This is a genomic window from Sanguibacter sp. Z41_6, assembly GCF_059621145.1.
In genome coordinates this window covers 51,500-76,882 of record NZ_JCAQIF010000002.1, presented here as the reverse complement: position 1 = coordinate 76,882, position 25,383 = coordinate 51,500, and the positions used below count along the sequence as shown (strand labels likewise).

24 protein-coding genes are annotated in these 25,383 nt (G+C 72.0%); 6 read left to right on the top strand and 18 right to left on the bottom strand.

Translation table 11 applies throughout. The features are described from left to right. Nucleotides 1-2: 2 nt before the first annotated feature. From AC54T1_RS05330 to AC54T1_RS05285, 10 genes are all read right to left on the bottom strand, one after another. Nucleotides 3-1,208, bottom strand: coding sequence for a hypothetical protein (locus tag AC54T1_RS05330; protein ID WP_496911301.1), 1,206 nt, complete (start codon nucleotides 1,206-1,208; stop codon nucleotides 3-5). Next, nucleotides 1,205-1,819, bottom strand: a complete 615-nt coding sequence (gene nadD, locus AC54T1_RS05325) for a nicotinate-nucleotide adenylyltransferase (RefSeq protein WP_484344832.1) — start codon at nucleotides 1,817-1,819, stop codon at nucleotides 1,205-1,207. The genes AC54T1_RS05330 and nadD overlap by 4 nt, the downstream gene beginning before the upstream one ends. 17 nt (nucleotides 1,820-1,836) lie before the next feature. Further along, nucleotides 1,837-1,986: a hypothetical protein gene (locus AC54T1_RS05320; RefSeq protein WP_496911300.1), complete on the bottom strand. Its 150-nt coding sequence runs from the start codon at nucleotides 1,984-1,986 to the stop codon at nucleotides 1,837-1,839. A 139-nt stretch (nucleotides 1,987-2,125) separates the two neighbouring features. Beyond that, nucleotides 2,126-3,430, bottom strand: a complete 1,305-nt coding sequence (locus tag AC54T1_RS05315; RefSeq protein WP_484344834.1) for a glutamate-5-semialdehyde dehydrogenase — start codon at nucleotides 3,428-3,430, stop codon at nucleotides 2,126-2,128. Nucleotides 3,431-3,443: 13 nt separating this feature from the next. Further along, nucleotides 3,444-4,016 carry a GNAT family N-acetyltransferase gene (locus AC54T1_RS05310; protein WP_484344835.1) on the bottom strand — a complete coding sequence of 191 codons (573 nt, stop codon included), beginning with the start codon at nucleotides 4,014-4,016 and terminating at the stop codon, nucleotides 3,444-3,446. Continuing rightward, nucleotides 4,013-5,128 carry a glutamate 5-kinase gene (gene proB / locus AC54T1_RS05305; RefSeq protein WP_484344918.1) on the bottom strand — a complete coding sequence of 372 codons (1,116 nt, stop codon included), beginning with the start codon at nucleotides 5,126-5,128 and terminating at the stop codon, nucleotides 4,013-4,015. The genes AC54T1_RS05310 and proB overlap by 4 nt, the downstream gene beginning before the upstream one ends. Nucleotides 5,129-5,183: 55 nt before the next feature. Then, complete coding sequence (obgE, locus tag AC54T1_RS05300) at nucleotides 5,184-6,722, bottom strand: GTPase ObgE (RefSeq protein ID WP_484344836.1); 1,539 nt, start codon at nucleotides 6,720-6,722, stop codon at nucleotides 5,184-5,186. A 184-nt stretch (nucleotides 6,723-6,906) separates the two neighbouring features. Next, on the bottom strand, nucleotides 6,907-7,164 hold the full coding sequence (rpmA, locus tag AC54T1_RS05295; RefSeq protein WP_056131185.1) for a 50S ribosomal protein L27: 258 nt from the start codon (nucleotides 7,162-7,164) through the stop codon (nucleotides 6,907-6,909). 73 nt (nucleotides 7,165-7,237) lie between these two features. After that, nucleotides 7,238-7,546, bottom strand: a complete 309-nt coding sequence (rplU, locus tag AC54T1_RS05290; protein ID WP_484344919.1) for a 50S ribosomal protein L21 — start codon at nucleotides 7,544-7,546, stop codon at nucleotides 7,238-7,240. A 349-nt stretch (nucleotides 7,547-7,895) separates the two neighbouring features. Beyond that, nucleotides 7,896-11,531 (bottom strand): Rne/Rng family ribonuclease, encoded by a 3,636-nt coding sequence (locus tag AC54T1_RS05285; RefSeq protein ID WP_496911299.1) that lies wholly within the window; start codon nucleotides 11,529-11,531, stop codon nucleotides 7,896-7,898. Between the two features lie 471 nt (nucleotides 11,532-12,002). On the opposite strand from AC54T1_RS05285, the gene AC54T1_RS05280 reads away from it, so the two are divergent. The 5 genes from AC54T1_RS05280 to AC54T1_RS05260 are packed head-to-tail and all read left to right on the top strand — an operon-like array spanning nucleotide 12,003 to nucleotide 19,281. After that, entirely contained in the window at nucleotides 12,003-13,484 is a 1,482-nt protein-coding gene (locus AC54T1_RS05280) for a cytochrome ubiquinol oxidase subunit I (RefSeq protein WP_484344838.1), read from the top strand. A gap of 27 nt (nucleotides 13,485-13,511) precedes the next feature. Continuing rightward, nucleotides 13,512-14,603, top strand: coding sequence for a cytochrome d ubiquinol oxidase subunit II (cydB, locus tag AC54T1_RS05275; RefSeq protein ID WP_484344839.1), 1,092 nt, complete (start codon nucleotides 13,512-13,514; stop codon nucleotides 14,601-14,603). After that, a complete protein-coding gene (gene cydD / locus AC54T1_RS05270) occupies nucleotides 14,600-16,252 on the top strand; it encodes a thiol reductant ABC exporter subunit CydD (protein WP_496911298.1) in 1,653 nt (550 codons plus the stop codon). Before cydB ends, cydD begins: the two co-directional genes overlap by 4 nt. Then, complete coding sequence (cydC, locus tag AC54T1_RS05265) at nucleotides 16,249-18,057, top strand: thiol reductant ABC exporter subunit CydC (RefSeq protein WP_496911297.1); 1,809 nt, start codon at nucleotides 16,249-16,251, stop codon at nucleotides 18,055-18,057. Before cydD ends, cydC begins: the two co-directional genes overlap by 4 nt. Then, nucleotides 18,058-19,281 (top strand): GAF domain-containing sensor histidine kinase, encoded by a 1,224-nt coding sequence (locus AC54T1_RS05260; protein ID WP_484344842.1) that lies wholly within the window; start codon nucleotides 18,058-18,060, stop codon nucleotides 19,279-19,281. A 94-nt stretch (nucleotides 19,282-19,375) separates the two neighbouring features. Here the strand turns inward: AC54T1_RS05260 and AC54T1_RS05255 are convergent, their stop codons facing one another. Continuing rightward, on the bottom strand, nucleotides 19,376-20,002 hold the full coding sequence (locus AC54T1_RS05255; protein WP_484344920.1) for a response regulator: 627 nt from the start codon (nucleotides 20,000-20,002) through the stop codon (nucleotides 19,376-19,378). Nucleotides 20,003-20,128: 126 nt separating this feature from the next. Between AC54T1_RS05255 and AC54T1_RS05250 the strand changes: the two genes are divergently transcribed. Next, nucleotides 20,129-21,085, top strand: coding sequence for an NAD(P)-dependent oxidoreductase (locus AC54T1_RS05250; RefSeq protein ID WP_496911296.1), 957 nt, complete (start codon nucleotides 20,129-20,131; stop codon nucleotides 21,083-21,085). Between the two features lie 30 nt (nucleotides 21,086-21,115). Here AC54T1_RS05250 and mutM read toward each other — a convergent pair whose 3' ends face one another. The 7 genes from mutM to rsmD form a co-directional block, all read right to left on the bottom strand. Continuing rightward, entirely contained in the window at nucleotides 21,116-22,045 is a 930-nt protein-coding gene (gene mutM, locus AC54T1_RS05245) for a bifunctional DNA-formamidopyrimidine glycosylase/DNA-(apurinic or apyrimidinic site) lyase (protein ID WP_496911295.1), read from the bottom strand. Then, a complete protein-coding gene (gene rnc / locus AC54T1_RS05240) occupies nucleotides 22,038-22,775 on the bottom strand; it encodes a ribonuclease III (protein WP_484344845.1) in 738 nt (245 codons plus the stop codon). The genes mutM and rnc overlap by 8 nt, the downstream gene beginning before the upstream one ends. A 48-nt stretch (nucleotides 22,776-22,823) precedes the next feature. Continuing rightward, nucleotides 22,824-23,018, bottom strand: a complete 195-nt coding sequence (gene rpmF / locus AC54T1_RS05235; RefSeq protein ID WP_083941789.1) for a 50S ribosomal protein L32 — start codon at nucleotides 23,016-23,018, stop codon at nucleotides 22,824-22,826. Between the two features lie 2 nt (nucleotides 23,019-23,020). Continuing rightward, the gene (locus AC54T1_RS05230) at nucleotides 23,021-23,590 is read right to left on the bottom strand and encodes a YceD family protein (RefSeq protein WP_484344846.1); all 570 of its coding nucleotides are present in this window, start codon (nucleotides 23,588-23,590) and stop codon (nucleotides 23,021-23,023) included. 125 nt (nucleotides 23,591-23,715) lie between these two features. Continuing rightward, entirely contained in the window at nucleotides 23,716-24,246 is a 531-nt protein-coding gene (locus tag AC54T1_RS05225) for an ATP synthase subunit B family protein (protein ID WP_484344847.1), read from the bottom strand. 1 nt (nucleotide 24,247) lies between these two features. Beyond that, nucleotides 24,248-24,760, bottom strand: a complete 513-nt coding sequence (gene coaD / locus AC54T1_RS05220) for a pantetheine-phosphate adenylyltransferase (RefSeq protein WP_484344848.1) — start codon at nucleotides 24,758-24,760, stop codon at nucleotides 24,248-24,250. Between the two features lie 4 nt (nucleotides 24,761-24,764). Beyond that, nucleotides 24,765-25,334 (bottom strand): 16S rRNA (guanine(966)-N(2))-methyltransferase RsmD, encoded by a 570-nt coding sequence (gene rsmD, locus AC54T1_RS05215; RefSeq protein ID WP_496911294.1) that lies wholly within the window; start codon nucleotides 25,332-25,334, stop codon nucleotides 24,765-24,767. Nucleotides 25,335-25,383: the final 49 nt, after the last annotated feature.

Sequence of the window (25,383 nt, the reverse complement as noted above, 5' to 3'; positions counted from 1 at the left end):
GATCACACATGAGATGGATGGGGTGATGCGTAGGACGATGCATGGGACGCGGCGGACATGCTCGCGGCGGTGCCCTCGGCAGCGGCGGCGCCGCTGCCCTCCAGGCCGACCTTCCAGATGATCAGCCCGAGAACGAACGCTACCGCGACGAGGATCAGATAGTGCAACCACGTGTACTTGTGGTCCCCGTCGTCGTCGTCCTCGTCCTCGTCGTCCTCGTCGGCGACGTCGTCTGCTGCGCTGTCGGCCGGGAGCGACCGCGGCGGGGTCCGCGGTGCCTGGGCAGGACCATGTCCGTCGCGCTCCTCCGGGGCCGCGTCAGCCGCCGGCACAGCCCCGCTCGGTTGCGACGGGCGCTCGGCGCGCGTCGCAGACACGGCGTCCCAGCGCGGGAGCATCTCCGTCACCGGCTCCGGGCTCGTGGCTGGCGCCGTCGCCGGGTCCGGCGCTGTCCTCGGCGCGGAGACGCGCTGGTGGAACTCGCTCACGGGGGGCGCGCCGCGCCCGCCCTGTTCCGCGGTACGCGGTCCAGCGGCGGACGTGACGGGCGGCCACGGCCGCCGGGGCGTGCCGTCACCGAGGAGCTTCGGAGCGGCGGAGGGAGCCTCGATGGCGGGCTGCGGTCTTACCGTCTGGTGGAACTGCTGCGGCGTCGGGGCGGGTCGCGGGGCCGATGCCGACGACGGGCGCGCGCCGCTGCGCGGGACCTCGGTGCGCGGGACGTCACGCACGACGGACAGCTCGCCGGTCTCATCGACCGTGCGGATCGCGTTCGTCTGCGTCGGAGGAACCACCACAGGCCGCGAGGAGTCCGCCCGTTCCCGCAGGTTCCGTCGGGACACGTCCGGCGTGCTCTCCGGGCGCGCGGGCTGCGCCTGGACCTGCGGGTGTGGCTGCCCCGGTGGCTGGGACCGGGGTCGCCCGACCCGGCTGAACTGCGAGCCGGGCCCGCTCGGCTGCGGGGTCCGCTGAGGCAGGCCGGTCGCAGACCGCGAGCCACCGTCAGCCTGCTGCGCCGGGCGCGCGCCCGGCGCACCGGACCGTGTCGCGGGAGCCGCACCGCGTGGCGACGACGCGGGCGGAGCACCCTGCGCCTGGGAGGCTGGCGGCGCCGACGCCGCGGCGGCGGCCGCCGCACGTGCGGCCTGCTCGCGGATCTGGCGGCGCGTCAGCGGGACCGCGGGAGTGTCCCCGCCCTGCTCTGTCATGATGCAACCCTCACAGCCGACTCGACGTACAGACCGTGCTTCGCGATGTACTGCACCACCCCGTCCGGCACGAGGTACCACACCGGTTCACCGGCGGCGGCGCGCGCGCGGCAGTCGGTGGACGAGATGGCCAGGGCGGGGACCTCGAGCTCGCTCACCACGTGCCGCGGCAGACCGTCGATCGACAGCCGGTGCCCGGGGCGCGTGACCGCGACGAAGTGCGCCATGCTCCAGAGCTCCTCGGCGTCCTTCCAGGTGAGGATCTGCTCGATCGCGTCCGCACCCGAGATGAAGTAGAGGTCCACGTCGGGGCGCTCCTGGCGCAGGTCACGCAAGGTGTCCACGGTGAACGTGAGCCCGGGACGGTCGATGTCCACCCGGCTCGTCGTGAACCGCGGGTTCGACGCTGTGGCGATCACCGTCATGAGGTAGCGGTGCTCTGCCGGGCTGACCGGTTGGTGCTGCTTGAAGCTCGGCTGACCGGTCGGGACGAACACGACCTCGTCGAGCTCGAACCGGGCAGCGACCTCGCTCGCGGCGACCAGGTGACCGTGGTGGATGGGATCGAACGTCCCACCCATCACGCCCACACGGCGGCGCTGCGTCGACATCGACGGATCCGTCGCGATCAGTGACGCGTCCACACGCTGCGGAACGCGTACGTCACGGCGAGGAGACCGAGGAGGACGGCGAAGGCGGTGATGCCGAAGGCGATCGGCGAGATCGCGAGGTGGTTCACGGCTTCGGTCTCCTCCGCGGCGAGCACTGCTGCGAACATGTCATCCTCCTGTTTCGCTCGTCCGCACGCCCGGTCGGGACCGGACGCAGGACGTTGGTCCTGAGTGAACGTCTAGTCTCTCACGCGTCCTGGCGCGGACGATCCCGACGGGTGCCCGAACGGCGGCGTACGCGGAACGTCAGCGTCGCACGTGACCGTCGCCGTGCACGACCCACTTGGTCGTCGTGAGCTCACCCAGCCCCATCGGACCCCGCGCGTGCAGCTTCTGCGTGGAGATCCCGATCTCGGCTCCGAGCCCGAACTGACCGCCGTCGGTGAAGCGGGTGGAGGCGTTGACCATGATGGCCGCCGAGTCGAGCTCCGCGACGAACCGCTCGGACGACACGAGGTCCGCCGTGACGATGGCCTCGGTGTGCCCCGAGGACCAGGTCCGGATGTGCTCGATCGCCGCGTCGAGGTCGGGCACGACGCGCACGGCGAGGTCGAGCGAGAGGTACTCCGTGGCCCAGTCCTCGTCGGTGGCCGGCACGGCCCGCACCGCGTCGGGCGCGAGAGCGAGCGTGCTCGCATCTCCGTGCACCACCACGTCCGCCGCGCCGAGGGCAGCGAGGACCGCGGGCAGGAGCGTCGGTGCCGCGTCCTGGTGGACGAGGAGCGTCTCGGCGGCGTTGCACACCCCCACCCGGTGGGTCTTGGAGTTGAGGACGATCTCCACGGCCATGGCTGGGTCGGCGCTCGCGTCGAGGAAGACGTGGCAGTTGCCCACCCCGGTCTCGATGACGGGCACGGTGGACTCGCGCACCACCGTCTGGATGAGGTCCGCCCCGCCCCGCGGGACGAGCACGTCGACGAGACCGCGCGCGTGCATGAGCGCCACGGCTCCGGGCCGTCCGTAGGCATCGATCGACTGGACGAGGTCTGCGGGGAGGCCCTGGCGCTCGAGCGCCCGACCGAGCACCTCGACGATGACCTCGTTGGAGCGGGCCGCTGCGCTCCCGCCACGCAGGATCACGGCGTTCCCGCTCTTGAGGGCGAGGCCGGCCGCGTCGACGGTCACGTTGGGACGCGCCTCGTAGATCATCCCCACGACACCCATGGGGACCCGGACCTGCCGCATCCGGAGCCCGTTCGGCAGCGTCGCTCCCCGGACGACCTCACCGACGGGGTCCGGCAGGGCAGCGAGCTCGCGGAGCGCGTCGGCGATCGAGGCCACCCGGTCCTCCGTCAGCGCGAGGCGGTCGAGGAGCCCCGGGGAGGTCCCGTTCTCGCGGCCCCGGGCGAGGTCGTCCGCATTCGCCTCGACGATCTGCGCCGTCGCGGCGACGAGCGCGTCGGCCAACGCGTGCAGCGCGGCGTCCTTGGTGCTGCGGGTCGCCGTGGCCAGCGCCAACGACGCCGTCTTGGCACGCCGGGCGACGCCCAGCACCGCCGCGCTCACGTCGTCGGCGAGGGCGTCCGGTCCGTGCTCTGCTACCTGGGTCATGTGACCAGGTTAGTCACCCCTCGCGGGCGTCGTCACGCGCGTCCGGAGGTGCGTCGTCACCGAGCGGGAAGGAGTAGAAGCGCAGCGTCCCGATGCCGCGCACCACCGTCGACTCCCGTGCGGGATCGCGCACGAACCCGAGGCGTTCGTAGAGCGCCACTGCGGGGTTGTCCGGCCCGGTGTCGAGCACGATCGCGCGCACCCCCCAGGTCCGCGCCTCGGCGACCGCAGCCTCGACGAGCAGCCGACCCAGGCCCTGCCCCCGCCCTTCGGGGAGCGTCGTGAGCAGGCGCAGCTCGGCCTCGTCCGGCCGTGCGTTGCGCACGTAGCGGGTACCCGACCGCAGCAGGCTCGCCGTCCCGAGGATCGTGCCGTCGTGGACGCGGACCGCGACGAGCAGAGCACCGTCACGGTCACGACCGGCTGCATCGTGGAGCAGCGCGAGCCGGTCGGCGTCGCTCGTCGCGCCATAGGGACCGGTGTCGAAGCCGTGCTGGGTGACGCGGCCCACCTCGGCGTGCTCGCGGGGCTCGGCGCGCCGCACGACGACGTCCGTCGCGAGGTCCCTGCCGGCGCCCGGGCTCATGACTTGCGGGGGCGCGGCACGAGGACGAGGTCGTCACGGTGCACCACGGCGCGGTCGTAGCCCTCGCCGAGGGAGTCGCGCAGCTCACCCGTGGAGAATCCCAGCAGCGCGGGGACCTCACGTGCGTCGTAGGAGACGAGCCCGAGCGCGACGACCTTCCCGGTGGAGTCCACGAGCTCGACGGGGTCCGCCGACCGGAAGTCGCCCTCGACTGCCGTGATGCCGGCGGGGAGCAGCGATGCCGTGCCACCGGTGACTGCCCGGACCGCTCCGTCGTCGAGCACGAGCCGGCCACGCGCCTTGGCGGCGTACCGCAGCCACAGACGGCGCCGCGACGTGCGTTTGCCGGTTGCCGCGAACCACGTGCCGGCCTCCCTCCCGGCGAGGGCGTCGGCGACGTTGTCGGCGCGCGTGAGCACCACGGGGATGCCTGAGCCCGATGCCATCGACACGGCCTCGAGCTTGGTGACCATCCCGCCCGTCCCCACCGCGCTGCCGCTGCCCGAGATCTCGACGTCGGCAATGTCAGCGAGGCTGTGCACCTCGCGGATACGGGTGGATCCCGGACGCGACGGGGGGCCGTCGTAGAGCCCGTCGACGTCCGTGAGGAGGATGAGGGCGTCCGCGCGTACGAGGTGGGAGACGAGCGCGGCCAAGCGGTCGTTGTCGCCGAACCGGATCTCGTTCGTGGCCACCGCATCGTTCTCGTTGACGACGGGCACGACACCGAGGTCGAGGAGCCGCTCGAGGTTGCGCTGAGCGTTGCGGTAGTGGCCACGCCGCACGGTGTCCTCGGCGGTGAGGAGCACCTGCCCCACCCGCAGGCCGTGCGCCGCGAACGCCTCGGTGTACCGGGCGACGAGGATGCCCTGGCCCACCGAGGCCGTCGCCTGGGCGGTCGCGAGGTCGCGCGGCCGCGCGGGCAGGCCGAGGGGGGCGAGCCCGGCCGCGATGGCACCTGACGTGATGAGCACGACCTGCTTGCCCTCGGCGTGGCGCGCGGCGAGCACGTCGACGAGCCTGCGGAGCGCAGCGACGTCGAGGTGTCCGTCGGCCCCCGTCAGGGAGGACGAGCCGATCTTCACCACGACGCGGTGCGCGTCCCGGATCATGGCGCGCGGGTGCGGTGCAGGAGGCAGGTCTGTCACACGTACATCGTGCACCAGGTCAGACCCCGGCAGCCTCGTCGTCCGCGATCGGGTCCGTCCAGATGCCCGCCTCGCGCTCCGTCCACAGCTCTGCGCGGGCCTCGGCCTTGGCGTCCATGCGCTCGGTGTGCTCGCGGCGCTTGTCCGACCGCGACGGGCGCAGGGACTCCTCGAGGCGCACGTCCGAGCCGCGCGGCCCGCCGAGCAGCTCGGAGCCCGTCATGAGCGTGGGCTCCCAGTCGAAGATCACCGAGTTGTGCTCCGGGCCGATCCGGACCTCGTCGCCCGCGACGGCGCCGATCTTGAACAGCTGCTTCTCGACGCCGAGGGTCGCGAGCCGGTCCGCGAGGTAGCCGACGGCCTCGTCGTTGGAGAAGTCGGTCTGGCGGACCCAGCGCTCGGGCTTGACTCCTCGCACCTCGTAGTACGGGCGACCGCCGGACTCCTTGCGCTGCACGGTGAAGCCGGCATCGTCGACCGCGCGCGGCCGCAGGACCGTGCGTGCGGGTGCGGGCGCGGGCGCCACGGCCCGGGCACGCTCGACGTACTCGCCCAGGGCGTACGCGAGGGCCTTGAGACCCTCGTGGCTCACGGCAGACACCTCGAAGACCTTGACGCCGCGGGCCTCGAGGTCGGGCCGCACGAGCTCGGCGAGCTCGCGTGCCTCCGGGACGTCGATCTTGTTGAGGACCACGAGGCGCGGTCGCTCCGTGAGCGGGACGCGTCCTCCGTCGATGTCGAGGTCACCTGCGTACGCGGCGAGCTCCTGCTCGATCGTGTCGAGGTCGGACATCGGGTCGCGGCCCGGCTCGAGCGTCGCGCAGTCGAGGACGTGGACCATGACCGCGCACCGCTCGACGTGCCGGAGGAACTCGAGCCCGAGGCCCTTGCCCTCGCTCGCGCCCGGGATGAGGCCGGGGACGTCGGCGACGGTGTACCGGGACCCGCCGGCCTGGACGACACCGAGGTTGGGCACGAGGGTGGTGAAGGGGTAGTCGGCGATCTTGGGACGCGCCTTCGAGATCGCGGCGATGAGGCTCGACTTGCCGGCGCTCGGGTAGCCCACGAGCGCGACGTCGGCGATGGTCTTGAGCTCGAGGACGAGATCGAGCTCCTCGCCCGGCTCGCCGAGCAGCGCGAATCCGGGCGCCTTGCGGCGCTTCGACGCGAGGCCCGCGTTGCCGAGCCCACCGTGGCCGCCGGGTGCGGCGACGAACTCGGCTCCGTCGCCGACGAGGTCGGCGAGGATGTTGCCCTCGCGGTCCTTGACGACGGTGCCCGTCGGGACCGAGAGGATGAGGTCCTCACCGTTGGAGCCCTGCCGGTAGTCGCCCATGCCCTGGGTGCCGGACTGCGCGACGCGGTGCGGGGAGTGGTGGAACTCGAGCAGGGTGGTCACCTGGGCGTCGACACGGATGATGACGCTCCCGCCGTTGCCCCCGTTGCCTCCGTCGGGACCCGCGAGGGGCTTGAACTTCTCCCGGTGGATGGAGGCGCAACCGTTGCCGCCGCTCCCGCCCGTGGCATGCAGGACGACTCGGTCAACGAAGGAAGCCATGGTTCAACCAATCATGTAGCGCTGACGGGTCCGGACGGGGCGGAGCCCGTCCGTCTACAGTCTCGCGCCGTCAGCAAGGAGCGATCAACACGGGCACGCAGAGGTGCACGCGGACGAAACATCGAAGAGGGACGCACCATGCGGTGCGTCCCTCTTCGCGGTGGTTCAGCTGTGGTCGAGGACCTCAGACGCCAGCCTCGACGATGTCGATGACCTTGCGGCCACGGCGCGTCCCGAACTGGACGGCACCAGCGGTCAGCGCGAAGAGCGTGTCGTCGCCGCCACGGCCGACGTTGTTGCCGGGGTGGAAGTGCGTGCCCCGCTGGCGGACGATGATCTCGCCTGCGCTGACGACCTGGCCACCGAAGCGCTTGACACCGAGGCGCTGTGCGTTCGAGTCGCGACCGTTGCGCGAGGAACTCGCACCCTTTTTGTGTGCCATGGCGGAACCTGCTTTCCTGCTGAAGAGTGTGTGGAAGACGAGCGCGCCGGGCGTCGCCCGCCGCGCGGAGGAACTACTTGATCTCGGTGACCTTGAGGCGCGTCAGCTGCTGACGGTGCCCCTTGCGCACACGGTAACCCGTCTTGTTCTTGAACTTGAGGATCGTGATCTTCGGACCCTTCTCGTCCCGAACGATCTCTGCGGTGACCTTGACCTTCGCCAGCTTGGCTGCGTCGGTGGTCACCTTCTCCCCGTCGACCAGAAGCAGCGCGGGAAGTTCGATGGACTCGCCGGCGTCGCCCGAAAGTCGGTCGACGACGACGACGTCGCCGACGGAAACCTTCTCCTGGCGGCCACCGGCCTTGACGATCGCGTACACCACGTTGCTGCTCATCTCTCTTAGTCTCAGCGGCGTGCTCATCACCGGGGCAGTCGAACACCTCGGGAGCACACGGGACCAGCGCGAATCACATCGCGCCGACGGTCAAGATTACGGAATACGGCACCCTGGGTCAAGTTGCGCTCCCGGGCACGCGCGGAACGGAACGCTCCGGCTCCTATCCTACGACGTCGTCGGACTGCTCGGCGCCATCGCGGCCCGTGCCCCCACACTGACCACGGCTGGCGCGCGGCTGACGCGCGGCCGCTGGCCCGACAGAAGGCCGCGGGAACGCCTGATGCCACCGCTCCGGAGGGAGCGGTGGCATCAGGTGAGGTTCACCGGTGACGCGTCAGAGGGCGACGTCCGGCCCGGTGGACGCCCGACCTTCGGCGTCGGCCTCGTCGGAACGTGGGGCGGCCCCGTGCCCGGATGCCGCGAGCTCGGCCACGACGTCGAAGACCGGGCTCTCGGCGCGCGCCGACGGCGGGGTGGTCGGTGCCGCCTCGTCCGAGACGACCGTCGCCCCGTCCGTGACCTGCGCCCCTGCGTCCGACTGCGTGTCGGCCTGCTGAGCATCCGCGAGCGGTTCGAGGTTCTCGAGCTCGTCCGTCTCGACGCTGACCGCCGCGTCCTTGTCGTGCTCGTGCTCGTGCGCGTGGGCCGCAGCCGCGGCGATCGTCGCGAGCGTCGCCTTCACGGACTCGCGTTCCTCGGGCAGCACCGGGACCGTCGTGATCGCAGCACCCTCGTCACGGCCCGCGCCCCGCTTGCGGCGCGCACGCTTGTCGAACGAGTCGCCGGCCGCTGCGGCCGTCGCACCGTGCCCGGCATCGGCGTGCTTCTCGTTCGGTTCGTCGTGCACGACGAACCCGCGACCGTTGCAGTGCTCGCACGTCTCGCTGAACGCCTCGACGAGGCCCTGCCCGACGCGCTTGCGCGTCATCTGGACGAGGCCGAGCGAGGTCACCTCGGCGACCTGGTGCTTCGTCCGGTCCCGGCCCAGGCACTCCACGAGCCGACGCAGGACGAGGTCACGGTTCGACTCGAGCACCATGTCGATGAAGTCGATGACGATGATGCCGCCGATGTCCCGCAGCCTCAGCTGTCGGACGATCTCCTCAGCCGCCTCGAGGTTGTTGCGGGTGACCGTCTCCTCGAGGGTGCCGCCCGATCCGATGAACTTGCCGGTGTTGACGTCGACGACGGTCATCGCCTCGGTGCGGTCGATGACGAGGGACCCTCCGGACGGCAGGAACACCTTGCGATCGAGGCCCTTGGCGAGCTGCTCGTCGATCCGCGCCTCCGAGAACACGTCCTTCTCGCTCGTCCAGCGGTGGACACGCTCGGCGAGGTCCGGCGCGAGCTCGTTGACGTACTCGGAGATCTCCGACCAGGCGGTCCCACCCGAGATGGTGAGCTCCTTGAAGTCGTCGTTGAAGATGTCCCGCACGACGCGGATCGCGAGATCCGGCTCGCCCTGGAGCAGTGCCGGCGCGGACGCGCTCTTCGACTTCTTCTCGATGGCCTCCCACTGGGCCTGCAGCCTGGCGATGTCGGCGCGCAGCTCCTCTTCGCTCGCACCCTCGGCAGCGGTACGGACGATGACACCAGCGGACTCGGGAACGACCTCGCGGAGGATCTTCTTCAGACGAGCACGTTCCGTGTCGGGGAGCTTGCGGGAGATCCCGGTCATGCCTCCGCTCGGGACGTAGACGAGGTACCGACCCGCGAGCGTGATCTGCGACGTGAGCCGAGCACCCTTCTGGCCGATCGGGTCCTTCGTCACCTGCACGAGCACGGGGTCGCCAGACTTCAGCGCCTGCTCGATGCGCCGTGGCTGGCCCTCGAGGCCCGCAGCGTCCCAGTTGACCTCACCGGCGTAGAGCACGGCGTTGCGCCCCTTGCCGACGTCGACGAAGGCCGCCTCCATGCTCGGCAGCACGTTCTGCACCCGGCCGAGGTAGACGTTGCCGGCCATGGAGGCCTGCGACTGCTGGGAGACGTAGTGCTCGACGAGCACCCCGTCCTCGAGGACGGCGATCTGCGTCCGACCGTCGCGCTCACGCACGATCATCGAGCGGTCGACGCTCTCCCGACGGGCGAGGAACTCCGCCTCGGTGATGATGGACCGACGCCGGCCCGCGTCGCGGCCGTCCCGACGACGCTGGCGCTTCGCCTCGAGGCGCGTCGAGCCCTTGAGCGCGGTGACCTCGTCCGATGCGGTCCGTCCCTCCGACCCGCCGCGTGTGCGGGGGGTCCGGGCGGGAGCTGCATCGGGCTCGGCCTCGCTGCCGCGTGCACCCCCCCGGCGACGGCGGCGGCGACGGCGGCTCGAGCCGCTCTCTCCGTCGTCCTCGGAGTCCTCGTCGGACGACGCGTCTGCCGCGTCCTCCGCCGCTTCAGTCTCGGCCACGGCACCGCGGCGGCGGCGCGAGCGACCGCCACCGGTCTCAGCGTGCCCCTCGCCCCTCTCGTCCTCGGGTGCGCGGGCGGGCTCGTCCTCGTCCGTCGACGCGTCGTCGTCGGAGTGGTCCTCGGTGCTGCCCTCGTTCGGGGTGTCAGAACCGCCACGGCTACGCCGACCACGGCCGCCACGGCGACGGCGACGGCGCGACCCACCCGAGCCGTCCTCGGAAGCGTCGGTGTCCTCGGAAGCGTCAGTGTCCTCGGAGTCGTCCGTGTCCTGCGAGTCGTCGTCGGCCCGGTCGTCGTCCTCCGCCACCGTGCCGCTGGCGCTCTGCGCACCCGCGGTCTCGTCAGCAGCGGCCAGCCCGTCGACCATGTCCTCGTCGACGAGGAGCTCGTCCTCGTCGACGCCGCTCGAGGCCGGCTGCACGTCGGCGACGGACGGCGCCGCGCTCGTCCGCGGCGGACCGGCCGGCGACTGGACCCGGCGACGACCCGTGCGGGTCACCGTCGTGTCCGGCGCCTGGAAGAGCAACGCGGTCGACGCGCGACGCGGCGCCTGCTCGCCGGTCGTCGGCGCCGGCGCGGCCTCCGGGGCAGGCTGCGGTGCAGCGGTTCTGCTGGCGGGCTCCGGCGCGGCGTTCTCGCGGACGGGCTCCGGCGCGGTGGTCTCGAGCGCCGGGGTGGGATCCGTGACCGGCGCCTTGGTCGCACCCGACCGCGAGCGACGGCTCGTCCGCACGGGGCTCTCCTCCGGCGAGGACGACGACTCGGGCGGGGACGAGGACTCGGGCTGCGATGACGACTCGGGGCGGCTCGCTGCTCGGCGGCCGCCGCGGGTGCGTGCAGCACGCTTGGGCGCAGCCGGCACGTCGACCTCGTCCGCAGCGCTCGTCCCGGCGCCCTCCGGAGCGGCCTCGGCGGGCGCACTCGCAGGTGCGTCCTGGGCCGCGGCCTTGGCCGACGAGCGGGAGCGTCGGCTCCTCGTGGCAGGCTCCGCGGTCCGCGCGAGCTCGGCGATCACGTCGAGCTGCGGCTCGCCTGCGGCGGGGGTCGTGTCCGCAGCGGCGCTGACCGGTGCGTCGTCGGCAGGTGCGGCGGCAGCGGGTGCGGCGTCGGGCGCGTCGGCTGTCCGGGCGCCGGCCCGTGAGCGGCTGCGTCGGGCTCGCGGAGCACTCACGCTCGGCGCGTCGTCGGACGTCTGGGCGCCCTCCGTCCCGGCCGCGGGCCCGTCGGTCGTCGGAGCAGCCACGACGCTCGGGGAGCTGGTGTCTGCGACAGGCTCGGTGGTGGTGACAGGCTCGCTGGTGGCGCGCGACCTCGTCGCACGACCGGACGCCGTGGCGCGACGGCGCTTCGGGGGCTGGGCCGACTCCTCGGCGGCGGGCGTCTCGCTCACCGCGGCGCCGCTGGTGCTCGTGGCCGGAGCGGGAGGTGCGCTCGCGGGAACCGGTGCGGCGAGGGCGGTGAGGTCCACAGGCTGCGGCGCCGCAGTCTGGCGGGTGACTCGTCGTCGCGCCGGCTTCTTCGCCGGGACGTCGTTGCCGCTCGTGCTGGTGGGAGTGTTGTCGAGAGTCACGAAGGTGCTCCAATGCCCGGAGGGTCTCGCCCCACACGTGCGGCGCCCTCAGGCGGTTCGGTCGTCGCAGACGCAGGAGCGCCCACGACGGAAGTCGTCGGTGTCAGTCCGCTGCACGGGCGAGCGAGCGGGTGCGCCAAGCTGCCGGGTACGTACCCCGACTGCGGCGCCACCACGATCTGCGATTCGCGTTGCTGCGAGCTGTGTCGGCCTCAGGGAGTGTGGCCCCTGAGCCGTCCTCAGTATCGCACAGGGGCGTCATCGAGGACTGCGGGGCGCTGACAAGGCGTGTCGAGACCAAGGTCACACGTCGCAGTCGAGTGCCCGCGCCGCCACCGGGACCTTGGTCCCGGCCCCCCGACGGTGCAATCCCTAGTGTCGTTCCGACGCACGATGCGTGCTGCGGGCCCGAGGACAGGACCGGCGAACGCCCCGGCGCGCCCCGCACCCGACCCGCACCTCTGGAGCATCGTGGACGTCCTCGACCTCGCACGGTGGCAGTTCGCCATCACCACCGTCTACCACTTCTTCTACGTCCCGCTGACGATCGGCCTCGCGCCGCTCGTCGCGATCATGCAGACCGCGTGGGTCCGCACCGGCGACGAGCGCTGGCTCAAGCTCACGAAGTTCTTCGGCAAGCTGCTGCTCATCAACTTCGCGATCGGCATCGTCACGGGAATCGTGCAGGAGTTCCAGTTCGGCATGAACTGGAGCGAGTACTCGCGGTTCGTCGGTGACGTGTTCGGCGCACCGCTGGCCATGGAGGCGCTCGCCGCGTTCTTCGTCGAGTCCACCTTCCTCGGGCTGTGGATCTTCGGCTGGGACAAGCTGCCGAAGAAGATCCATGTAGCGTGCATCTGGGCGGTCGCCGTCGCGACCAACCTCTCGGCCTACTTCATCCTCGCGGCGAACTCCTGGATGCAGCACCCCGTCGGCGCGATCTTCAACCCGGAGACGGGACGCGCCGAGATGACCGACGTCTGGGCCGTGCTGACGAACTCGACGCTCCTCGCCGCGTTCCCGCACACGATCACCGCCGCGTGGCTCACGGCCGGCACCTTCGTCGCCGGGATCGCCGCGTGGTGGATGGTCCGCGAGGTGCGCCGCGGCCGTCCGGACGTCGCCCGCGACGTCTACCGCCCCGCCGTCGTGCTCGGCCTCGTCGCCATGATCGCGTCCGGTGTCGGCCTTGCCGTCTCGGGCGACGCGCAGGCCAAGCTCATGTTCGACCAGCAGCCCATGAAGATGGCCGCCGCGGAGGCCCTGTGCGAGGGCGAGGACGGCGCGAGCTTCTCGATCCTCACGCTCGGAGACCTGTCGAACTCGTGCGAGGGCGTGCTGCACGTCCTCGAGCTGCCCGGGGTGACGAGCTTCCTCGCCGACGGCCGGTTCGACTCCTACCTGCCGGGCATCGCCGAGCTGCAGGAGATGTACAGCGAGAAGTACGGGGACACCGACTCGGCCGGCAACCCCGTCGACTACTCCCCCAACCTCGCGCTCACCTACTGGAGCTTCCGTCTGATGATCGGCCTCGGGGCAGGCTCGGCCGCCCTGGCCGTCGCCGCACTGTGGCTCACCCGGCGCGGACGGGTGAGCGACAAGCAGTGGCTCGCACGTCTCGGCCTCCTCGCGATCCCCACGCCGTTCCTCGCGTCCTCGTTCGGATGGATCTTCACCGAGACCGGCCGCCAGCCGTGGGTCGTCGCACCGAACCCCACGGGCATCGACGCGATCCGGATGCTCACCGAGCGCGGGGTCTCCACCGCGCAGGGCCCTGCCGTCGTGCTCGCCTCGATGGTGATCTTCACGCTCGTCTACACGGCGCTGACGGTCGTCTGGGGCCGGCTCATCTGGCGCTACATGGCCGAAGGTGCGCCGGAGACCGTGCACGACGACTCCCCCGAGGCACGCACGGACGACGACACCGACCGCCCGCTGTCCTTCGCCTACTGACCCGGCCCGCGAGAAAGACACACCGACATGGACCTCCAGCTCCTGTGGTTCCTCCTCATCGCCGTCCTGTGGACGGGGTACCTCGTGCTCGAGGGCTTCGACTTCGGCGTCGGCATGCTCCTGCCCGTGCTCGGGCGCGACGAGAAGGAACGGCGCCTCGTCATCAACACCATCGGGCCGGTCTGGGACGGGAACGAGGTATGGCTGCTCACGGCGGGCGGTGCGACGTTCGCCGCCTTCCCCGAGTGGTACGCCACCCTCTTCTCAGGGTTCTACGTCCCGCTGTTCCTCATCCTCATCGCCCTCATCCTGCGCGGGATCTCGTTCGAGTACCGGGGCAAGATCGACGACCCGACCTGGAAGCGCCGGTGCGACCAGGGAATCATCATCGGTTCGTGGCTCCCCGCGATCCTCTGGGGTGTGGCGTTCGCGAACCTCGTGCGCGGCGTGCACCTCGACGCGGACCACGAGTTCGTCGGCGGCTTCTGGTCGCTGCTCTCGCCGTTCGCCCTCCTCGGCGGTGTCGTCACCCTCCTGCTGTTCCTCACCCACGGGGCCGTGTTCCTCGCGCTCAAGACCGACGGTGAGATCCGCACCCGAGCCCGGACGCTCGCCGGGGTGCTCTCCGTCCTCACCGTCGCTGCGGCGGGGACGTGGGCGGTGTGGGCGCAGGTCGCGTACTCCGTCACCTGGACGTGGGCGGCCGTCGTCGTCGCCGCAGCGGCGCTCGTCGGGGTCGTCGTCGCGAACGCCCGCGCCCGGGAGGGGTGGGCCTTCCTCCTGTCCGCCGTGGCCATCGTCGCCGCCGTCGTCCTCATCTTCGGCTCCATGTACCCCGACGTCATGCCGGCGCACCTCACGGAGAACTCGCTCACCATCCGCAACGCCTCGTCCACCGAGTACACGCTCACCGTGATGTCCTGGGTGGCGCTGTTCCTCACGCCCGTCGTGCTGCTCTACCAGGGCTGGACGTACTGGGTGTTCCGCAAGCGCATCAGCCTCACGGACATCCCCGCACCGATCGGCCTGCCAAGTCTGTCCGCCCGGCGCGACCTCGCCGCTCGGACCCTGCGGGAGCGCGAGGACGCCGCCAGCGCGGAGGGCGGCGCGTCCGAGTGAAGCCCCTCGACCCCCGGCTGCTGCGGTTCGCCGCCCCCGCGCGCGCCTACCTCCTGCTGACGGCCGCGCTGGGGCTCGTCTCCGCAGGGCTCGTCGTCGCCCAGGCCCTCCTCGTCGCCGCGATCCTCGCGCCGGCGATCAGCGAGCGTGCGCCGCTCGTGGACCTGCGTGGGCACGTCGCGTGGCTCGCGGGCGTCGTCGTCGCGCGCGCCGTCACCGTGGGCGTGCAGGAGCGGTTCGCCCAGCGTGCGGCGACGCGCGTCGTCGGGGACCTGCGCGCGGGCGTCGTCGCACGTGCCGCCGCGCTCGGACCCCGCTGGAGGGCAACGGGCAACGGGACGGACGTCGCGACGCTCGTCACGCGGGGGCTCGACGACCTGGAGCCCTACCTCGTCGGATACCTGCCGCAGCTGCTCCTCGCCGCCACCGTCACCCCGGCGGTCCTGCTCGTCGTCGCCGACCTCGACTGGGTGTCCGCGCTCGTCGCCACGGTGACCATCCCTCTCGTTCCCGTCTTCATGATCCTCGTCGGGCACCTCACCCAGACGACGTCCCGTCGCCGCCTCGTCGCCATGCAGCGCCTCGGCGCGCAGGTGCTCGACCTGCTCGCCGGCCTCCCGACCCTGCAGGCGCTGGGCCGCGAGCGCGGTCCCGCGGCGCGGGTGCGCGCCCTCGGAGAGGCGTACACCCGCTCGACCATGGGCACCCTGCGGGTCGCCTTCCTCTCCGGGATGGTCCTCGAGCTGCTCACGACCCTCTCGGTCGCGCTCATCGCCGTCGGGGTGGGCCTGCGGCTCGTGCACGGCGGGATCGAGCTGGAGACGGCCCTCGCGGTCCTCGTCCTCGCGCCCGAGGTCTACCTCCCGCTGCGTCAGGTGGGCGCCCGCTTCCATGCGGCGGCCGACGGCGTGGCCGCCGCCGACGCAGCGTTCGCCGTCCTGGAGACGCCCGTGCCGACGCCCGGCACCCTCGGGGCCCCCGACCTCAGGACCGCCGTCGTCAGCGTCGAAGGACTCGGCGTCGACGCGCCGGGACGGGGTGTCCGGGCACCTGCAGGACTGTCGGTCGTCATCCGCCCCGGACGGGTGGTGGCGCTCGTCGGGCCCAGCGGAGCAGGGAAGACCACCGCGGTCCTCGCCCTGCTCGGTCTCGTCCGACCGGACGACGGGCGCGTGCTCGTGGACGGGCTCGACCTCACCGACCTCGACCCCGCATCGTGGTGGTCGCAGATCGCCTGGCTCCCCCAGCGCAGCGTCCTGCCCCCCGGCACGCTCCGCTCCGCCCTCGGAGATCCTGACACCCGACGCCTGGCGCAGGCCAGCGCCCTGACCGGCCTCGACGAGGTCCTGGTGACGCTCGACGACGGCCTCGACACCGTCGTCGGCAGGGGCGGTCTCGGCCTGAGCGTCGGCCAGCGCCAGCGGGTGGCACTCACCGCCGCCCTGCTCGGATCGCAGCAGCTCGTCGTCCTCGACGAGCCCAGCGCTCACCTCGACGCCGTCTCGGAGGAGCACGTCCTGGCATGCGTCCGCGCGCTGCGCGACGCCGGTCGCACCGTCCTTCTCGTCGCCCACCGGCCCTCGCTCGTCGCGCTCGCCGACGATGTCGTCGAGGTCCGCTCCGACGCACCGGTCGGAGCCCTCGCATGACGGTCCGGGCCCCCGACCAGCACACCTCCTCGCAGGCTGCTCCTGCCGCCGCTCGCGACCCGCTCTGGCGGGCCGTCCGGATGCTCGACGTCCGGTGGCGCCCCGCCCTCGGTGCTGTCGCGCTCGGCACGCTCGCCCTCGGGAGCGCCGTGGCGCTCGCCGCCGTGTCCGCCTGGCTCATCGCGCGAGCGTCCCAGATGCCCCCGGTGCTCACCCTGTCCGTCGCGACCGTCGCGGTGCGCACCTTCGGCATCACACGTGGAGTCTTCCGCTACCTCGAACGCCTCGCGTCCCACAAGGTGGCGCTCGACGGGATGGTCGCGCTGCGGAGCCGGCTCTACACGACTCTCGCGTCCGGCCGCCCCGAGGCCGTCGCCTCGGTCCGACGCGGTGACCTCCTCGCACGTGTCGGCGCCGACGTCGACGCCGTGGGGGACGTCGTCGTACGCGCCCTGCTCCCTGCCGCCGTCGGCCTCGCCCTGTCTGTCGGGTCCGTCGGGCTCCTCGCGACCCTCCACGTGCCCTCGGCGCTCGTCCTCGCCCTGTGCCTCGTCCTCGCCGGCGTCGTCGCTCCGGCGCTCGCCGCCCGCGGTGCTCGCACGAGCGAGGAACGCACGAGCGCAGCACGCGCAGACACGGCCGCGCTCACGCTCGAGATCCTCGACGACGCCGGACCGCTCACCGTGTCGGGACGGCTCGACGAGCGGATGCACGCCGTGCGGGCGGCGGACCGGCGCACCACGGCCGCGACGGACGCGGGAGCCCGCACGTCCGGGGCGGCGAGCGCCGTCGGCACCCTCGCCGTCGGGCTCGCCGTGCTCGGCGCGCTCGTGCTCGCGATCCCGGCGACGCACGCCGGCGCCCTCGACCCGGTGGCGCTCGCGGTCGTCGTGCTCACCCCGCTCGCGGCGTTCGAGGCCGTTCAGGTCCTCCCGGCGGCCGCGATCCAGCTGCACCGCTCGCGACAGGCTGCTGCCCGCATCATGGCGCTCCTGGACGCGGCGGCGCCGCGCGAGGCCGTGACGGCTCCCCTGCCTCCCGACGGCGAGACGTCCGGGGCTCCGCTGGTCGCCCGGGACCTGGCCTGCGGATGGCCCGCCCGCCAGCCTGTCGTCCGTGACCTCGACCTCAAGCTGGCACCTGGACGCTCCCTCGCGATCGTCGGACCCAGCGGTGCGGGCAAGACGACGATCCTGCTCACCCTCGCCGGTCTCGTCCCGCCCGTCTCCGGCACGCTCCTGCTCGGAGGACGACCCGCCGAGCACCTGTCTCGGGAGGCCGCGGCCGAGGTGGTCACCTTCACCGCGGAGGACGCCCACGTCTTCGACACCACGCTGCTCGAGAACCTGCGGGTCGCGCGAGGCGACCTCTCGGAGGCCGAAGCGTGCGACGCCATCCGGCGAGCCGGGCTGGGCGGGTGGCTCGACGCTCTCCCCGACGGGCTCGGCACCCGGCTCGGGGCCGACGCCACGACGGTCTCCGGCGGGGAGCGGCGCCGGCTCCTCCTCGCACGCGCCCTGTGCTCCCCCGCGCAGGTCCTCCTCGTGGACGAACCCGCCGAGCACCTCGACCCCGCCACCGCGGACGCCCTGCTCACCGACCTCCTGCGCCTCGGGACCGACTCGCACCACCCGCGCACGGTGGTCGTCGCGACCCACCGCCTCACCCCGCTCGCTGCCGCCGACGAGGTCCTCCTCCTCGACGGCGGCCAGGTCGTCGACCGCGGACGCCACGAGGAGCTCCTCGCCCGCCGCCCGGCGTACCGTGGCGGTGTCGACACAGAGACCGCACGCAAGGAGAGCTGAGTGATTCCCACCGAGGCAGACGCGATCGAACGCGAGCGCTGGCTCAGCGCAGGGGCGGAGATCACCACGATGCTCCTCTCCGGGGCACCCGAGGAAGAGGTCCTCGAGCACATCGTCACCGTCGCCCGCAACATCGCCGAGGCCGACGCCGCGTGCCTCGTCCTTCCCGGGCTCGGCGGCGAGCTCGTCATGGAGATCGTCCACGGGTGGGGCGCGAAGGACCTCCTCGGCCTCGTCATGCCACGCTCCGGGCTCTCCTGGACGGCGCTGCAGACGGGCAAGGGCCACCTCGTCCCCTCGCTCAAGCGTGCCCGCAACCTCGTGCTCCCGCCGATGCGTCAGTACGGCCCTGCCCTCTATGCCCCGATGGGCACGGCCGACAAGCCCGTGGGCGTGCTGGTCCTGCTGCGCAAGGACGGCAAGGAGGCGTTCATCTCCAAGGACCTCGAGCGGGCGTCGACGTTCGCGGACCAGGCTGCCCTCGCGCTCGTCCTCGCTGAGGCGCGCCAGGCGCAGGACGTCGGCAAGCTCGTGGAGGAGCGGGAGCGCATCGCCCGGGACCTCCACGACCTGGCGATCCAGCAGCTCTTCGCGACCGGCCTGCAGCTCGAGACCGTCCGGCGCCGCGCGGCGCGAGGGCTCGACAAGGCCGGGCTCATCGCGATCCTCGACGAGGCGCTCGACAACGTGGACAACTCCGTCCGGGAGATCCGATCGATCGTGCACTCCCTGCGGGACCCGGACGCCGCGACGGGGCTCGTCGAGCGCCTGCGGCGGGAGGCGGCGCTGGCCAGGACCGGTCTCGGGTTCGCCCCGTCGCTCGTCATCTCCGTCGACGACCGGAGTCTCGGAGCGCTCGACGACGACGAGGCGACGATCGACACCCTCGTCTCGCAGCCCCTGGCGGACGACATCCTCGCGGTCGTCCGCGAAGGACTTGCCAACGCAGCCCGCCACGCCCAGGCCTCGTCCGTGTCCGTCCGCATCGCGGTCCTCACCCCCGCTGCCCTCGGGACAGGCGGCCCGGGCGAGGTGCGGGTCGAGGTGGAGGACGACGGCGTCGGGCTGAGCGGGGCGAGCGGACGGAGCTCCGGCACGTGGAACGTCGCCGCCCGGGCACGCCAGCACGGCGGCACGTCGTCGATCGAGAATGCCCCCGGTGGACGTGGAACCGTGCTCACCTGGAGCGCTCCGCTCAACGCCCGGTCGAGCGGAGACTGGTAGCAGCGGGACCTGGTGACAGCGGGGCCGGGTAGCGCAGGCGGCGGCTGGCGCAGCGGGCCGCCTGCGCAGCTCGGCCCGTCACGGCCGGCTGGACTCAGCGCAGGGCGTCGGGCGCCCACGCCTGGTTGCGCCGCGAGGCCGCCCAGGCCGCCACCTGAGTGCGACGCTGGAGTCCCATCTTCGCGAGCAGCGACGTGATGTGGTTCTTCACGGTCTTCTCGGCACAGCCCAGTCGCTCCGCGATCTCCCGGTTGGACAGGCCCTCGCCGATGAGCGCGACGACGCGCACCTCGCTCGGGGTCAGGTCTTCCGTGGGGTCGTCGTGCTCCCGGCGACGGCGCGTCACCGTGCGCTGGTCCAAGAGCACCCGGCCCGCCGCGACCGCGCGCACGACGTCAGCGATCTCGGCGCCCCGCACGCTCTTGAGCACGTACGCCGCCGCGCCGACCTCGAGCGCGGCCGCGAGTGCCGCGTCGTCGTCGAACGACGTGAGGACGATCGCGTAGATCTCAGGCTGCGCCTCACGGACGGCGCGCATGAGGTCGATCCCTGTTCCGTCCGGCAGCTGGAGGTCGACGAGCATGACCTGGGGTCGCACGAGCTTCGCTCGACGCACGCCCTCGGCGACGCTGCCCGCCTCAGCGACCACGTGCATGCCCTCCGACCGGTCGATCACCTCCGCGATCCCGCGGCGTACGACCTCGTGGTCGTCGACGATCATGACGGTGATGCGGGAGTCCTGGCCCTGGGTGTCCTCGGCGGTGTCCACCCGACCATCCTAGGACGGGCTGGCCCTGCCTCGGTCCCACGACCCGTGGCGCCCCGCCGCACCTGGCACTGTAGGGGCATGAAGGTCCTCCTCCCCACGTCCCTGCCCCTCACGGTCACCGCCCCCGCGGACCACGACGTCGACCTCGTCGACTACGACGTCACGCTGCCCGTGCCCGACGAGCACACCGACGCGGAGGTGCTCGTCGTCTGGGGCAACAACCGCAAGCAGCTCGCGGACAGCGCCCAGCGCCTGTCGGCCCTGCGATGGGTCCAGGCCCTCCCCGCCGGGCCCGACACCGTGGTCGAGGCAGGATTCGGCCCGGACGTCGTCATCACGTCAGGCAGGTCGCTGCACGACGGGCCGGTCGCGGAGCACGCCCTGGCCCTGTCGCTCATGGCGGTCCGCAGGCTCGACCTCATGCTCGACGCCCAGCGCGCCGGACGGTGGGCGGGCGAGCTCGGCGGCGTCCAGACCGGGGACCAGGCGCACGTCCCGGGCCTGGGCACGCTCGACGGCCGCGAGGTGACGATCTGGGGCTTCGGGTCGATCGGACAGAGGCTTGCTCCGCTCCTGGCGGCGCTCGGCGCCCACGTCGTCGGGGTGGCGACCAGCGCGGGTACGCGTGCCGGCTTCCCGGTGATCACCGACGACGACCTCGACGAGCGCCTGCCGGTCACCGACCTGCTCGTCGCGGTGCTGCCAGCCGGCAGTGCGACCGACCGCGTCATCGACGCCCGACGCCTGGCCCAGCTGCCGGACCATGCCTGGCTCGTCAACGTCGGCCGCGGGACCACTGTCGACGAAGATGCCCTCGACACGGCCCTGCGGTCCGGGACGCTCGGTGGCGCAGCGCTCGACGTGTTCGCCCGCGAGCCGCTGCCCGCCGCCTCCCCGCTGTGGTCGGCACCGAACCTCATCGCCACCCCGCACGCCGCGGGCGGCCGACCCCAGGGCGCGGAGGCCCTCATCGAGGAGAACCTTGCGGCGTTCGTCAGCGGCGTGCCGCTGCGGAACGTCGTCGACCGGGGCTGAGTCGTCGACCGGGACCGACGCGTACCGTCCTCATCGGCCCGCCGCGCGAGGGCGGCGCTGGCACGCCGGGCAGGTGAACGACGAACGGTTCATGAACTCGTCCCGGCGGATCGGCGTCCCGCAGCGTCGGCACGGCTGGCCGGCGCGTCCGTAGGCCTCGAGCGACCGGTCGAAGTACCCGGACTGCCCGTTGACGTTGACGTACAGGGCGTCGAAGCTCGTCCCGCCCTGGACGAGGGCGCTGCGCATGACGTCCTCCGCGGCCGCGAGGACGCGCGCGACGTCGGCGCGCGGCATCGTCGCGGTGCTGCGCGCGAAGTGCATCCGCGCACGCCAGAGCGCCTCGTCGGCATAGATGTTCCCGATGCCCGAGACGAGCGACTGGTCGAGGAGCGCGCGCTTGATCCCGGTCCTGCGCCGCCGGAACGCATCGACGAGCGCGGCGCGACCCGCGGTGCCCGACCCGACGGCCGGGTCGAGCAGGTCGCGCGCGATGTGCGCGACCGGACCAGGCACGACCGCACGGTCGGTGCCGGAACCGCCGGGGAGACCGTCCGCGGTCGGTGCGAGGTCGCACACGCTCAGGTGCCCGAAGGTCCGTTGGTCCACGAAGTCGAGAGTGAGCTCCTCGTCCCGAGGCCCGCTGAGCGCGAGCCGCACGCGCAGGTGGGGGGACGTCACGCCAAGTCCCTCGCTCGACCGCACGAGGAGCTGTCCGCTCATGCCCAGATGTGCGAGGAGCGCGGATCCCGGTGCGTCGAGGAGCAACCACAGATACTTGCCACGTCGCGCTGCGGCGGTGAACCGTTGCCCGACGAGCTGCGCGGCGAAGTCCGCCGGGCCCGGTGCATGCCGTCGGACGCTGTAGTCGCGGAAGACCTCCACGTGCTCGACCCGTGCGCCGAGCACGTGCCGCTCCAACCCGGAACGGACGGTCTCGACCTCGGGAAGCTCAGGCACCGCCGGGGCCGGACCCGCCGGACGCAGAGCCCCGGAGCACGGTCTCGTACGCCGCCTGGGCGGCGACCTGCTCCGAGAGCTTCTTGGACGTCCCGCGGCCGGTACCGACGACCTCACCGCCGAGCATCACGCGCGAGGTGAACACGCGCGCGTGGTCGGGCCCCTCGGCCTCGCTCGCATACTCGGGCACACCCACGCCACGCTCGGCAGCGGCCTCCTGGAGCGAGGTCTTCCAGTCCAGCCCGGCGCCGAGGGTGGACGCGGCCGCGAGGGTCGCGTCGATGAGGCGGTGCACGAACTCACGCGCCACGTCGAGACCGTGGCTGAGGTACACGGCACCGATGAGCGCCTCGACCGTGTCGGAGAGGATCGAGTCCTTGTCGAACCCGCCGGTCCCCGACTCGCCCTTGCCGAGGAGGATGTAGTCCCCGAGCCCGAGCTCCCGTGCCACGGCAGCGAGGGCACGCTGCGACACGGTCGCCGCACGCATCTTCGCGAGCTCGCCCTCCGGGCGGTCGGGGTGCCGACGGTAGAGCGCCTCGGCGGACACGAGACCGAGCACCGCGTCACCGAGGAACTCGAGCCGCTCGTTCGTGGGGATCCCACCGGCCTCGTGCGCGAAGGACCGGTGGGTGAGGGAAAGCACGAGAAGCTCGGGGTCCAGGTGGACCCCGAGCTTCTCGAGCAGCTGGTTCGCGGGCGAGACCTGACGTCGAACCTTGCTCGCCACGGACAGACCCTTCAAACCCAGCTGGATGACGCCACAGGCGTCAGAGAATCAGTTGGCGTGCTCGGTACGCACTGCTTCGGCGTACTGGCGACCCTTGTAGGTGCCGCACGTGGGGCACGCAGCGTGCGAGAGCTTGTCGCCCTTGCACTGGGGGCACGTCGTCAGGTTCGCGGCAGTCGTCTTCCACTGCGAACGACGCGCACGGGTGTTGCTGCGCGACATCTTGCGCTTCGGAACAGCCACGGCTAGCTCTCTTTCGTTTCGTTGAACATGCTCTTCAGTGTCGACCACCGGGGATCGACGATGTCATGCCTGTGATCGACCTCGTCTGCCAGTCGCACCCCGCACTCGGAGCACAGACCCGGGCAGTCCGGTGAGCACAACGGTTGGAATGGTAGTGCAGTGACGACCGAATCCCTAAGCGCCGGTTCCAGGTCGATCAGATCGTCCTGGACCTCCCGCACCTCGTCCTCGTCGTCGCCCGCCTCCACAGCGGCTTCCGCGCGCTCCGGATAGACGAACAGCTCCTGGATCGAGATGTCGACGTCCTCGACAACTTCCTCCAGGCACCGGACACACTCTCCGACCGCACGGCCGGAGACGGAACCGGAGACGAGAACCCCCTCCATCACGGCTTCGAGCCTCAGGTCGAGGTCGAGCTCACTGCCTTCGGGGATGCCGATCACGATCGTGCCGAGATCCGCGGGAGCGGACACCTTCCGGTGCTCGGTCCGCATCGATCCCGGCCGCCTGCCCAGCTCGACGGTGTCGAGGACGAGAGGCGAACGGTGGTCAAGCTTGATGGGACGCTGCACAGGATATCCAAACAGGTGTGATCTCGGTCGGAGCCGTGAGTGGCAGGACCAACAGGCAATACTACGTCATGGCTGCGCGGCGCCCAACACCGGTCCCCGACGTCGTCCGTCCGCGAGCGGTGCTGCTACCGATCTGCTCCAGCGCCGGCAGCGTCGCTCCCGGCGAGCCGCTCGGCGAGCTTGTCCCGTCCGGCGTGCACCTGGGCGAGGATCTTGCCCAGGTCGATCTCGAACTCCGCGAGTCGACGGTCGCAGTAGTCGTCAGCCTCCCGGCGCAGCGTCTGCGCGGTGGTGTGCGCCTCCTCGAGGATCGCCCGTGCGCGCGCGCCGGCCTGCACGACGACCTGCTCCGAGCTGACGAGCTCGGCAGCTCGAACCCGGGCGGTGGCGATGATCTCCTCGGCATCGGCCTGCGCGTCCTCGAGGACGTTGTCGGCGTCGGAGAGGACCTCGTCAGCGCGCGTGAGCTGTGACGGCAGGGCTTCCCGGAGCTCGTCGAGCAGGTCGAGGGCCTCGTTGCGGTTGACGAGCACCGATGCGGACATCGGCATGGCTCGTGCGCGCTCGACGAGGTCGGTCAGGGCGTCGAGCAGTCCCGGCACCCCGGGTCGCTGCTCACCCTCGACGTACGTCTCGTTCTCGTCCTGCATGTTCATGTCACTCCTTGCTCGCTGAGGTGTCGCCGCGGTCCACGGTGCCACCGAGTGCCGCCTGCAGCGCGGAGGCGACGCCGTCCGGCACCATCGCACTCACGTCACCGCCGTACCGCGCGACGTCCTTGACCAACGACGAGGCGACGTGCGCGAGGTCCGGACGCCCGAGCACGAACACGGTCTCGACACCCCCGATGTGCTGGTTCATGAGCGCCATCGGCAGCTCGGCCTCGAAGTCGCCACCACCTCTCAGCCCCTTGACGACCACCGTCGCCCCGATCTGGGCGCAGAAGTCGACGAGGAGCCCGGGCACGACCTCGACGCGCACACCGGGCAGGCCGGACACCGCCGCACGCGCCAGCTCCACGCGCCGGTCGACGTCGAGGAGCGGAGCCTTGCTCGAGTTGCGCGCGACCCCCACGACGACCTCGTCGAAGAGGCTGGCGGCACGTCGGACGACGTCGACGTGGCCGAGCGTGATGGGATCGAAGGAGCCGGGGCAGACGGCGATGGTCACGCGTTCACGGTAGTACACCGGCCTGGGGTCGCGGCTCTGCGTAGTAGACCGCGGTGTCCCCGTAGGCCTTCGAGGTGATGAGGTGCCATGTCGGTGGGAGCACCGGCGCCGGCCCGCGTGCTGCCCTCTCGACGACGACGACGGCGTCCGGCGCCACGGCGTCCTCGAGGGCCAGGAGCACCTGCGCGACCGCGGCGTCCGTGACGTCGTACGGCGGGTCGAGGAAGACGACGTCCCACGGTCCGACGGCCTCGTCGAGGACGAACCGCTCGGCGCGCTCCGTGACGACCTCCACCCCGTCCAGGCCGAGCGCAGCCACGTTGCGCGCGCACACCTGCGCCGCAGACCGGGCAGCCTCCACGAGCACCACCGCGCTCGCTCCCCTGCTCGCCGCCTCGAGGCCGAGCGCGCCGGATCCCGCGTAGAGGTCGAGGACCCGGGAACCCTGCAGGACCCCGTAGTGCTCGAGCCGCGAGAAGATCGCCTCCCGGACGCGCTCGCTCGTCGGCCGTGTGCCCTTCGCCGGCACAGCCAACGTCCTGCCACCGACCGTCCCCGCCACGATCCTCGTCACGTCGCACAGCCTACTCAGCACCGCGACGCCGTCTCGCGCCCGCGCAGGG

Excerpts from the sequence above, each read along its gene's own strand:
- AC54T1_RS05315 (WP_484344834.1), bottom strand. The coding sequence starts at position 3,430 with ATGACCCAGGTAGCAGAGCACGGACCGGACGCCCTCGCCGACGACGTG.
- AC54T1_RS05310 (WP_484344835.1), bottom strand. The coding sequence starts at position 4,016 with ATGAGCCCGGGCGCCGGCAGGGACCTCGCGACGGACGTCGTCGTGCGG.
- AC54T1_RS05320 (WP_496911300.1), bottom strand. The coding sequence starts at position 1,986 with ATGTTCGCAGCAGTGCTCGCCGCGGAGGAGACCGAAGCCGTGAACCAC.
- AC54T1_RS05250 (WP_496911296.1), top strand. The coding sequence starts at position 20,129 with ATGAAGGTCCTCCTCCCCACGTCCCTGCCCCTCACGGTCACCGCCCCC.
- AC54T1_RS05225 (WP_484344847.1), bottom strand. The coding sequence starts at position 24,246 with ATGAACATGCAGGACGAGAACGAGACGTACGTCGAGGGTGAGCAGCGA.
- nadD (WP_484344832.1), bottom strand. The coding sequence starts at position 1,819 with ATGTCGACGCAGCGCCGCCGTGTGGGCGTGATGGGTGGGACGTTCGAT.
- proB (WP_484344918.1), bottom strand. The coding sequence starts at position 5,128 with ATGATCCGGGACGCGCACCGCGTCGTGGTGAAGATCGGCTCGTCCTCC.
- cydC (WP_496911297.1), top strand. The coding sequence starts at position 16,249 with ATGACGGTCCGGGCCCCCGACCAGCACACCTCCTCGCAGGCTGCTCCT.
- obgE (WP_484344836.1), bottom strand. The coding sequence starts at position 6,722 with ATGGCTTCCTTCGTTGACCGAGTCGTCCTGCATGCCACGGGCGGGAGC.
- cydB (WP_484344839.1), top strand. The coding sequence starts at position 13,512 with ATGGACCTCCAGCTCCTGTGGTTCCTCCTCATCGCCGTCCTGTGGACG.
- rpmA (WP_056131185.1), bottom strand. The coding sequence starts at position 7,164 with ATGGCACACAAAAAGGGTGCGAGTTCCTCGCGCAACGGTCGCGACTCG.
- AC54T1_RS05330 (WP_496911301.1), bottom strand. The coding sequence starts at position 1,208 with ATGACAGAGCAGGGCGGGGACACTCCCGCGGTCCCGCTGACGCGCCGC.
- AC54T1_RS05255 (WP_484344920.1), bottom strand. The coding sequence starts at position 20,002 with ATGATCGTCGACGACCACGAGGTCGTACGCCGCGGGATCGCGGAGGTG.